Genomic DNA, 9,906 nt, shown 5'->3' on the forward strand with positions numbered 1-9,906 from the left:
GTCGCGGCCGTTCCGGCCGCTGCCGTGCCGGTCGCCCCGACCTCCTTCGGCGTGCCGGTGGCCTACGCCCCGGACACCGCCGAGCGTGCCGACCAGGTCCGTGACGACCAGTGGCAGCTCGACAAGCTGGGCGCGCAGATCGCCTGGCGTACCTCGACCGGGCGCGGCGTGATCGTCGCGGTGATCGACTCCGGGGTGGACGGTTCGCATCCGGACCTGGCCGGTCAGGTGCTCCCCGGTCTCGACCTGGTCGCACCGGACGGAGCCGCCGAACCCGATCCGGTCGGGCACGGCACCACGGTCGCCGGACTGATCGCCGGGCGCCGGGACGACCGCCGGGGCGTGGTGGGGCTGGCCCCCGACTCCCGCATCCTGCCGGTCCGCGTGCTCGACGAGGAGAACCGGTACGACGACGCGTTGATCGTCGCCAAGGGCGTCCGGTGGGCGGTCGACAACGGCGCCAAAGTGATCAACCTGTCGCTCGGCGGCAACGGCGACAGCCCCGCCCTGGCCGCCGCCATCGACTACGCCTTCGCCAAGGACGTGGTGGTGGTCGCCTGCACCGGCAATCTCGCCACGTCACCGGAGGCGAAGGTGTGGTATCCGGCCCGGGAGCCGGGCGTCATCGCCGTCTCCGGGCTGGAGCGCAACAGCGACAACCTGTGGAGCGGCGCGATCACCGGTCGCGCCACCGTCCTCACCGCCCCGGCCAGCGGCCTGGTCGGCGCCCGGCCGCCGCAGGGGTACTGGCGGGTGCAGGGCACCAGCTTCGCGGCCCCGCTGGTCGCCGCCACCGCCGCCCTGGTCCGGGCCCGCTACCCGCAGATGTCCGCCGGGGACGTGGTGAACCGGCTGCTGGTCACCGCGAAGGACATCGGGCCCACCGGCCGCGACGACCGGTTCGGGTACGGCCTGGTCGACCCGATCGCGGCGCTGACCACGGACGTACCCCTGGTCGGCGACAACCCGCTGGACGACAACGACTCGCCCGGGGTGACCGGCTTCGGCCCGGCACCCGGCTCGGTGCCGGTCGGCGACCGCGACGCCGAGCAGCTCGGTCTGACCGGATCGCCGCAGGAGACCCGGTGGCGGGCCCGCGCCGCCGGGGCGGCGGAGGACACCGGTCCGGTACGCCTCTGGGCCGGCTCGGCGATCCTCGTCGCCCTGGTCACCGGTGCGGCGCTGATGGTGCGTCGGCTGCGGCGACGCTGAGCGGCACCGCCGGGCAATCCGGCGATCCCGGGTCTTCGATCCTGCTCGGCGGGGTACAACCATCGGCGTGAGTGCCTCTGGCCGGCGCACGACGGCGCCCCCGTCGGTCCGCGACCCGTTCGGTCCTGCGGACGGTCCGTCGGGCCTGCGCCCCGGCCCCACCGCCTCCGGCCTGTCGATGCTCGTGCCGTTCGCGCTGCTCGCCACGCTGGTGATGGGCGACTGGTCGCCGCTGCGGCGGCTGGACGCGGCGATCACCGCCGACCTGCACGCCGTCGCCCACGACCACCCGGCCTGGGTGTCGGTGATGCGCCTCTGGACGGACGTGTTCGCACCGATGCCGCTGCGCGCCGGGGCGTTGTGTCTGGTGGTCTGGCTGGCCTACCGGGGTGCGCGGCGGCTGGCCGTCTGGGTCGCCACGACCATGATCCTCGGCGGTCTGCTCGGGCCGCTGCTCAAGCTCGTGGTGGGCCGTCCGCGACCGGATCTGCCCGAACCGGTGGCACTTGCCCCCGGCCTCTCCTTCCCGTCCGGCCACGCGCTGAACGCGGCGTTGGCCGCCGGGGTGCTGCTCGTGGTGTTCCTGCCCCGGACCAGGGCCCGGTCGGCGGCCCGGGTGGCGGTCTGGTCCGCCGCGCTGGCCATCGCCCTGGTCACCGGGTTCAGTCGGGTCGCGCTCGGGGTGCACTGGTCCAGCGACGTGGTCGCCGGATGGCTGCTCGGCACGGCGGTGGTCACCGCGACCACTGCGGTCTTCGCGCTCCGGGCCCGGCGGTCACCGTCGGCCGGGTGACCGTCAGGTGCACTCGCCGGTGCCCACCTCCCGGGTGCGTTCCGCACCGGCCAGCGCCACCGGCCGGGCCTCGGCGGCGGTCACCGCGAAGCCGGTGTTCGGGTCGTACGCGGCCGCTGCGAAGATCACCCCGAGCACCAGGCCGTTCGAGGAGACCAGCGGCCCGCCGGAGTTACCGCTGCGCACCAGGGCCCGGATCGTGTAGATCTCCCGGGTCACGTCCCCCGACGAGTAGATGTCCGGGCCGGTGATCCGGTCGACGTCGCGGATCCGCGCCGACTGGGCGTTGTACGGCCCGTCCAGCGGGAAGCCGAGCACGATGGCGTCCGCGCCGCTGGTGGTGTTGCCGGCGGCGAACCGCATGGAGGGGCCGGGCAGGTTGGGCACGTAGAGCACGGCCAGGTCGCGGTCCGGGTCGTAGACGACGACGACGCCCTCGTACCGCTCGCCGCGCAGTTCCACCGCGACCGAGTCGGTGCCGGCGACCACGTGCGCGTTGGTCATCACCCGGTCGTCGGCGTACACGAAGCCGGAGCCCTCGATGCGGCGGGAGCAGCTCTTCGCCGAGCCGAGCACCTTGACCACCGACTGTTGGCCGTTCGCGACCACCGGCGATCCGGCCAGCGCCGGGTCGGGCGGCTCGACCTGCCGTGCCTGGGAACGGCGCAGGCCGTCGAAGACGTCCGGGAAGCCGTTGGTGTCGACGGTGTCGCGCAGTGCGGTGGAGAGCTGCTGGGCCTGGTCCGGCAGCACCTGGTCGACCACGTTGAGCAGCGCGCTGCTGCGGACCGAATTGGCGAGCCAGGGCACCGAGGAGGAGCCGAGCGGCACCGCCACCAGCCAGGCGACCAGGAGCACCGCGAAGAGCGAGACGAAGGCGCCGCCGATGTCGTCGAGCCGCCGACCCGTGTCGCTGGCGATGGTGCGGCGCAGGTGGGAGCCGAGCCATCCGGCGAGCGCCTGGCCGATCACCGCCAGGCCGAAGATGGCGACGAGCGAGATAAGCACGCGGGTGCCGCTGTCCACGAACTGCTGGGCGAACATCGGCCCGATCTGGAGCCCGATCAGCGCACCGAGGAAGAACCCGGAGAACGAGAGCACCCCGATGACGAACCCCTGCCGGTATCCGCTGATCGCGAACACGAGCATGAGTAACAGCAGAACGAGATCAACGGCCGACACGGGTCAAGCGTACGGGCCGGGGGCTCGTGGGATGACGACCGCTTGCGGAAGGTGACCGCGCGGTCAGCGGATCGCGCTCTCGTCCACCTCGTCGGTGCCGGCTGAGGGGGCGGGCGACGCACCGGACGGGGGCAGGTCGATCACCCGGCCGTGCGGCCACGGTCGGCTCCAGCCGCCCATCTCCAACAGCGCGGCCAGCACCCCGGCGGTGAAGCCCCAGACCAGCATGCCGCGTACCGAGAAGGCGGGCCCGACCCAGCCGCTGGAGTGGCGTACCCGGACGCGGTTCTCCGGGTCGACCAGCTCGGTGACCGGTAGCCGGGCCACATGCGCCACCTCGGCCGGTTCCCGGGGGTGCACCCAGTGCGGCGTGTGCCACCAGGCGAGCACCGGCGTCACCACGAACTCGCTGACGGGGATCCACAGCCTCGGCAGTTGCGCCAGTACGGTGACGCTCGCCGGGTCGAGGCCGACCTCCTCGTTGGCCTCACGCAACGCGGTGGCAGCGGCGTCGGCGTCGCCCGGGTCGGCGGCACCGCCCGGGAACGCCGGCTGACCGGCATGGTTACGCAGCGTCGCGGCACGTTGGAGCACCAGCACGTCCGGACCGGTCTCGGGGTCCTCACCGAGCAGCACGAGGACGGCGCTCTCCCGGCCGCCCTGCTCCGGCGTGCGTACCTGGGTGAAGTCCTCGATGCGGGCGGTGCCGAGCCGGACCAGCAGCGGGTCCAGCCAGTCCGGCACCGGCCGTGGCGCGTCGGACGTCCCCGGGCCCGAGGTCATCCTTGCGGGCACCTCACTCACGCCGGTACCACGATGTCGAGGTGCTGCCGGACGAGGCCGGCGAGGCCGGCGTCGTCCAGCGCACCGGAGGTGTCGATGTGCCGGACACCGCCGTCGGCGCCGACGAACACCGTCATCGGGAACGCGTTGCGTTCGAGGGCCCGCTGGAACGCCTTGCCCTGGTCGAACAGCATCGGGAACCGCACGCCGAAGTCCTCGCCGATGGACTGCGCGGCGCTGCGACTGTCCTGGGTGTTCACCCCGACGACCCGCAGTCGCCCCTCGGTCTGTTCGCTGAGCCGCTGGAAGGCGGGCAGTTCCTTGCGGCAGGGCGGGCACCAGGAGGCCCAGATGTTGATCACGGCCGGGCCGGGGATGTCGCGCAGCGCGACCGGGGTGCCACCGGTGAAGCAGGTGAGGGTCAGCTCGGGCAGCCGATCACCCTGCGGGGTGCCGGTGTCCACCGCGCCGGGCTCGGCGACGAGGGAGGTGCACTCCTCGAACGGCGACGGCCGGCTGGTGCTCGTGTCCGCCCCAGTGGCGGCGGGCCGGTCGGTCTCGGGCGTACACGCCACGGTGCCGAGCAGCAGCAGCGGCAGGGACATCAGGGCCAGTCGGCGGATCACGGCGCCTCCGCCCGGACCGCCTGCACCGGCACCAGGTCGGGGTCGACTCCGGCGGCGACGGCCAGGTCACGGGCCCGGGGGCCCTTGAGCAGCTTCGCGGCGGCGGCCGCCTCGGTCGGGCCGGTGCCGTACGACGGGCAGAGCTTCACCAGCGTGCACGCGCCGCAGGCGGGCTTGCGGGCATGGCAGACCCGCCGGCCGTGGAAGATGATCCGGTGCGACAGCATGGTCCAGTCGCGCTTGGGATACATCGCCCCGATGGCGTGCTCGATCTTGACCGGGTCGGTCTCGGCGGTCAGTCGCCAGCGCTGGACCAACCGCTGGAAGTGCGTGTCGACGGTGATGCCGGGCACGTCGAAGGCGTTGCCGAGGATGACGTTGGCGGTCTTGCGGCCGATCCCGGGCAGGGTCACCAGGTCGGCCAACCGCCCCGGGACCTGGCCGTCGTACCGCTCGACGAGGGCCTGACCGAGGTGGATCAGCGAGCTGGTCTTGTTGCGGTAGAAGCCGGTCGGCCGGATCAGCTCCTCCATCTCGTCCCGGTTCGCCCCGGCGTAGTCGGGGGCGCTCGGATACCGGGCGAAGAGCTTCGGCGTGACCTCGTTGACCTTCTTGTCGGTGCACTGGGCCGAGAGGATGGTGGCGACGGCCAGCTCCAGCGCGTTGCCGTGGTTCAGCTCACAGTGGGCGTCGGGATGCGTCTCGGTCAGCACGCGGCCGATCCGCCGCGCCCGACGCGTACGACCGAGGTCGGTCTCGGTGGCGCTTCTGGTCACGACGGCCAGCCTACGTCGCCACGCCGACGCTCCGGTCGGCCCACACGTCTCGGACCGGCGATCAGCCCTCGTCCGGCGGACTGATCTTGCCCGCCTTGGTGAACTGGGCGCCGGTCTCCGGGAAGTCGAGCTTGGTGAGTTCACGGAGCAGGCCGAGGCCCCGGTCGTCCGGGTCCGTGGTCGGCTTGCCGATGCCGTTCATGTACGTCGAGACGAACGACCCGCCGGACCAGGTGCCGTCCGGTTCGAGGGTCACCTTGAGCACCCCGCCCCAGCCGAGGCGGCCGTTGTTGCTGAGCATGCCGCCGCCCCCGGCGAAGTTGCCCAGGCTGTACGCGATCAGTCGGCCCTTGTAGAACTCCATGCCCCGCAGCACGTGCGGGCCGTGGCCGACGATCAGGTCGGCGCCGGAGTCGATCATCGCGCGGGAGAACTTGATCGGGTCGCCGCGGTTCTCGCCGAGGAACATCTCGGTGCCCGGGCGGGTACGGGTCATCTCCGAACCCTCGGCCCCCATGTGCACCTGCACCACGACGATGTCGGCCATCGTGGCGGCCTTCTCGACGACCTTCTTCGCGGACGGGATGTCGACCAGGCTGTTCGACCAGCGGTACGACGAGAAGCCGGCCACCGCGACCTTGACACCGTCGGCCTCGACCACCGTGATCTGGTCGGGCGCGCCGGTGTGCGCCAGGTCGTGCTCCTCCAGCGCCTTCTGGGTGTTCTCGTACCCCTTGGGCCCGAAGTCGTAGCCGTGGTTGTTGGCCTGGTTGAGCAGGTCGAACCCGGCGTCGGCGAGGTGCGCGGCGTACTCCGGCGGCGCGCGGAACTGGAAGCACCGGGTGGAGTCGGCCCCGCACTTGCCGGTGCCGGTGTCCACCGTCAACGGCTCTTCCAGGTTGCCCATCGCCACGTCGGCGGAGATCGCCTTCTTGACCGAGTCGAAGAAGCCCTTCCCGCCGTTGGGCGGCAGCCGGTTGGGCGCGTTGCCCATCACGATGTCACCGGTGGCGGAGAGCGAGATGGTCTTGACCTTGGGCGGGGTCGACTCGACCGGCCCGCCGGTCCCACCGCCCGCGCCCGGCTGCCAGACCGGCTCCTGACCGAGATCGGCACAACCGGCGAACAGCAGCATGGCGAGCAGCGCACCGAGCGCGGCCAGGGAACGGCGGCGTGGACGCGCCGCGAGAGCGGCGTGGGGGCGCGGACGCGACGCCGTGGAGGCACGGCGGCGTGGACGCGACGCGAGGGGGGCGCGAGCATACATCGGGGGCGACCATACCGGGCGGGAAACGCCGCGACGACGGCCGATCGGGTGGAGGATTCAGCCCTGGAGCCGATCCGACCATGGGACGACGGTGTCGGTGCCGACCGCCGACACCGCGGCGTGCACCGCGCGGGCCAGCGGCGCTCCCCAGGTCGAGCGCGGGCCGCCGTACGCACTGACCGGGCCGTCCGGTGGGCAGAGCACGGTGACCGCGTCCGTCGGGGTGCCGGTGCCGGGTAGCCCGAGGTCCGCGATCGCCTGCGCCTTCGCCTCGGTCGCCGTGGCCACCGCGTTGACCAGGGCCGCGTCGCCGAGCCGGGCCGGGACGTACACCACGATGTTGACCGTGCCGACCCGCTGGGCCGGGGCCGCCACGTCGGGTGCCGCCGCCGGCACCGGGGTACCCAGGCCGACGGTGGCCCAGACCTGCACGCCGGTGTCGGTCCGCGCGATCACCTCGGTCACGTCGACACCGGTCAGCAACCCCACCCCGGGTCCGTCGAGGCCGAGCCGCCGGGCCATGCCGGCCAGGTGGTCGGCGGGGTCGTCCCGGTCGTACGACATCGGCACGGTCGCGTTCAACACCCACCGCCGTACGCCGAGCCCGCCGCCGAGCGGGCCGGTGCCGACCGTCCGCAACGGCCGCACGGCGCGCCACACGAGTAGCGGAATGTCCCTTCCGTCCTCGTGGCGGGTGGTCACCTGCGGCTCGCTCAACACGCCGTGACCCTACGGCCGACGGCCCTGCCGGTCGTCGGCGGCCCGCGCGGGCGAGCGATGGTACCGGGCGACCGACACGGGAAGGTTACGCCCAACGATCAAGATTCCAGGGGTGCACCTCTGATTCCTGCTCACGTGCGCCTAGACTGGGCGGCGCGCGAGGGATCAGCGGACGGCGGCCCGGCCGACAGACGGCACGCGCAACCGGAGGTGCGCGATGGACGAGGTACTGGCCCGCAGCGGGATCTTCCAGGGAGTCGACCCGGAGGCTGCCGAGGCGCTCGCCAAGGAGATGGAGACGATCGAGGTCCGCAAGGGCGAGGTCGTGTTCAACGAGGGCGAGCCCGGCGACAGTCTCTACATCCTGCTGTCCGGCAAGATCAAGGTGGGTCGCCGGGCGGCGGACGGCCGGCAGAACCTGATCGCGGTGATGGGGCCGTCGGACATGGTCGGCGAGCTGTCGCTCTTCGACCCGGGTCCGCGTACGGCGACCGCCACCGCGGTGACCGACAGCCGCCTGGCCCGACTGCGCAAGCAGGCGCTGCGTCCGTGGCTGAACAACCGGCCGGAGATCGCCGAGCAGTTGCTGCGCGTGCTCGCCCGCCGGCTGCGCCGGACCAACGACGCCCTCGCCGACCTGATCTTCACCGACGTACCCGGTCGGGTCGCCAAGAACCTGCTCCAGATGGCGGGCCGCTTCGGCACCCGGGACGGTGGCGTGCTGCGGGTGACCCACGACCTGACCCAGGAGGAGATCGCCCAGCTCGTCGGCGCCTCCCGCGAGACGGTCAACAAGGCGTTGGCCGACTTCGCCTCGCGGGGCTGGCTCCGGTTGGACGGCAAGAGCATCATCATCCTCGACCCGGAGCGCCTGGCACGCCGCGCCCGGGTCTGACACCCCTGCTCCCGACACCGCCCGGCCGCCACTCGCGGCCGGGCGGTGTCGTGTCCGGGCGGCCGTGTCCAGGCGGCATCGTGGCCGGACGGGTCTTGTCCGGGCAGAGTCTTGTCCGGCCGGCCGGGCGGGCGGGGTCGGGTTCGGCGTCGGTGACCGCCTCGTGCGGCTCACCGCACCGAAAAAGTCAGTCTTGACTGTTTGTTTTCCGGGCGGCAGGCTGTGCCCGTGCCTCCCGCATCGACCCGCGTCCCTCAGCAACAGCGCAGCCGTGCCACCCGGGCCCGGCTGCTGGAGGCGACCGTCGAGTGCCTGGTCGAGCATGGCTGGTCCGGCACCACGACCACGGTCGTGGCGGCCCGGGCCGGAGTCTCCCGAGGCGCCCAACTGCACCACTACCCGACCCGGGCCGCCCTGGTCACCGCCGCCGTGGCACACCTGACCGAACGCCGGGCGGCCGAGCTGCGGGCCGAGGCGGAGGCACTGCCAGCCGGCCCCCGCCGGCTGGACCGGGTGGTCGACCTGCTCGCCGCCGCCTTCACCGGGCCGCTCTTCGTGGCCGCCCTCGAACTCTGGGTGGCCGCCCGCACCGACGCCGAACTGCGTGCCGCGTTGCTGCCGCTGGAGACCCGGGTCGGGCGCGAGATGCACCGCCTGACCGTCGAGCTGCTCGGCGTGGACGAGCGACGGCCGGGCGTACGCGAGGCGGTGCAGGCCACCCTCGACCTGCTCCGGGGCCTCGGGGTGGCCAACCTGCTCAGCGACGACTCGGCCCGCCGGGCCGCCCTGCTGCACGCCTGGAAACACCAGTTCACCACCCTGCTCACCCCCGCCGACGACCTGCCGGAAGGCGAGCGGGACTGATTCCCACCGGAGGCACCATGGTCGACCTGGCCGTACTCCTCACGGATCTGGCCGCCGAGTCCGCGCAGCTCGACGCGCTCGTCGCGACCCTGCCCGCGACGGAGTGGGAGCGCCCCACCCCGGCAGCGGGCTGGACCGTCGCCCACCAGATCGCCCACCTGGCCTGGACCGACCACGTGTCCCACCTGGCCGCGACCGATCCGGACGCGTTCCACGCCTCGGTCGCCGCCGCGCCGGACCCGGCCCGTCTGGTCGACGCCGGGGCGGAAGCGTTCCTCGCCCCGCCGGACGCGCTGCTGAACCGCTGGCGGGACGGCCGCCGCACGCTCGCGGCGTCGCTCGCCGCCGCACCGGCCGGACAGAAGCTGCCCTGGTACGGCACCCGGATGTCGCCCGCCTCGATGGCCACCGCACGGATCATGGAGGCCTGGGCGCACGGCGAGGACGTGGCCGACGCGCTGGGTGTGTCCCGGCCCGCCACCGCCCGGCTACGGCACATCGCGTACCTGGGCTCCCGGACAGTCGGGCACAGCTTCGCCGCGCACGGCCGGGCGGTGCCGACGGCGCCGGTCCGGGTCGAGCTGCTGGCGCCGACCGGCGACACCTGGGCCTTCGGCCCGCCGGACGCGGGCGACCGGGTCACCGGCGCGGCGCGCGACTTCTGCCTGCTGGTGACCCGACGCCGGCACCGGGCCGACACCGCCCTGGTGGCCGACGGACCGGTGGCCGACGCGTGGCTGGACGTGGCGCAGGCATTCGCCGGCCCACCCGGCCCGGCCCCCACGCCC

The 9,906-nt window shown here is 73.3% G+C and carries 11 protein-coding genes; 5 read left to right on the forward strand and 6 right to left on the reverse strand.

The genetic code is table 11. The annotated features are described in order from the left end of the window. Positions 1–24: 24 nt before the first annotated feature. Positions 25–1,212 carry a type VII secretion-associated serine protease mycosin gene (mycP, locus tag EYA84_RS19040; protein WP_236145844.1) on the forward strand — a complete coding sequence of 396 codons (1,188 nt, stop codon included), beginning with the start codon at positions 25–27 and terminating at the stop codon, positions 1,210–1,212. 67 nt (positions 1,213–1,279) lie between these two features. Further along, complete coding sequence (locus EYA84_RS19045) at positions 1,280–2,005, forward strand: phosphatase PAP2 family protein (protein WP_394347588.1); 726 nt, start codon at positions 1,280–1,282, stop codon at positions 2,003–2,005. 3 nt (positions 2,006–2,008) lie between these two features. Here the strand turns inward: EYA84_RS19045 and EYA84_RS19050 are convergent, their stop codons facing one another. The 6 genes from EYA84_RS19050 to EYA84_RS19075 form a co-directional block, all read right to left on the reverse strand. After that, the gene (locus EYA84_RS19050; protein WP_131054402.1) at positions 2,009–3,187 is read right to left on the reverse strand and encodes a MarP family serine protease; all 1,179 of its coding nucleotides are present in this window, start codon (positions 3,185–3,187) and stop codon (positions 2,009–2,011) included. 63 nt (positions 3,188–3,250) lie between these two features. Then, on the reverse strand, positions 3,251–3,970 hold the full coding sequence (locus EYA84_RS19055) for a CoA pyrophosphatase (protein ID WP_131054403.1): 720 nt from the start codon (positions 3,968–3,970) through the stop codon (positions 3,251–3,253). 17 nt (positions 3,971–3,987) lie between these two features. After that, complete coding sequence (locus tag EYA84_RS19060) at positions 3,988–4,575, reverse strand: TlpA disulfide reductase family protein (protein ID WP_131054410.1); 588 nt, start codon at positions 4,573–4,575, stop codon at positions 3,988–3,990. A 17-nt stretch (positions 4,576–4,592) separates the two neighbouring features. Then, positions 4,593–5,372, reverse strand: coding sequence for an endonuclease III (gene nth / locus EYA84_RS19065; protein WP_131054404.1), 780 nt, complete (start codon positions 5,370–5,372; stop codon positions 4,593–4,595). A 61-nt stretch (positions 5,373–5,433) separates the two neighbouring features. Beyond that, on the reverse strand, positions 5,434–6,507 hold the full coding sequence (locus tag EYA84_RS19070; protein WP_236145845.1) for a CapA family protein: 1,074 nt from the start codon (positions 6,505–6,507) through the stop codon (positions 5,434–5,436). Positions 6,508–6,696: 189 nt separating this feature from the next. Then, on the reverse strand, positions 6,697–7,359 hold the full coding sequence (locus tag EYA84_RS19075) for an adenosylcobinamide amidohydrolase (protein WP_131054406.1): 663 nt from the start codon (positions 7,357–7,359) through the stop codon (positions 6,697–6,699). A gap of 217 nt (positions 7,360–7,576) precedes the next feature. On the opposite strand from EYA84_RS19075, the gene EYA84_RS19080 reads away from it, so the two are divergent. The 3 genes from EYA84_RS19080 to EYA84_RS19090 form a co-directional block, all read left to right on the forward strand. Next, a complete protein-coding gene (locus tag EYA84_RS19080; RefSeq protein ID WP_013736306.1) occupies positions 7,577–8,254 on the forward strand; it encodes a Crp/Fnr family transcriptional regulator in 678 nt (225 codons plus the stop codon). Between the two features lie 228 nt (positions 8,255–8,482). Then, positions 8,483–9,118, forward strand: a complete 636-nt coding sequence (locus tag EYA84_RS19085; protein ID WP_131054407.1) for a TetR/AcrR family transcriptional regulator — start codon at positions 8,483–8,485, stop codon at positions 9,116–9,118. 17 nt (positions 9,119–9,135) lie between these two features. After that, positions 9,136–9,906: TIGR03084 family metal-binding protein (locus tag EYA84_RS19090; protein WP_131054408.1), on the forward strand; the 771-nt coding region annotated here is incomplete at its 3' end.

It is taken from the genome of Verrucosispora sp. SN26_14.1 (assembly GCF_004307965.1).
Lineage (GTDB): Bacteria > Actinomycetota > Actinomycetes > Mycobacteriales > Micromonosporaceae > Micromonospora.

Excerpts from the sequence above, each read along its gene's own strand:
- EYA84_RS19080 (WP_013736306.1), top strand. The coding sequence starts at position 7,577 with ATGGACGAGGTACTGGCCCGCAGCGGGATCTTCCAGGGAGTCGACCCG.
- EYA84_RS19060 (WP_131054410.1), bottom strand. The coding sequence starts at position 4,575 with ATGTCCCTGCCGCTGCTGCTGCTCGGCACCGTGGCGTGTACGCCCGAG.
- EYA84_RS19055 (WP_131054403.1), bottom strand. The coding sequence starts at position 3,970 with ATGACCTCGGGCCCGGGGACGTCCGACGCGCCACGGCCGGTGCCGGAC.
- EYA84_RS19070 (WP_236145845.1), bottom strand. The coding sequence starts at position 6,507 with ATGCTGCTGTTCGCCGGTTGTGCCGATCTCGGTCAGGAGCCGGTCTGG.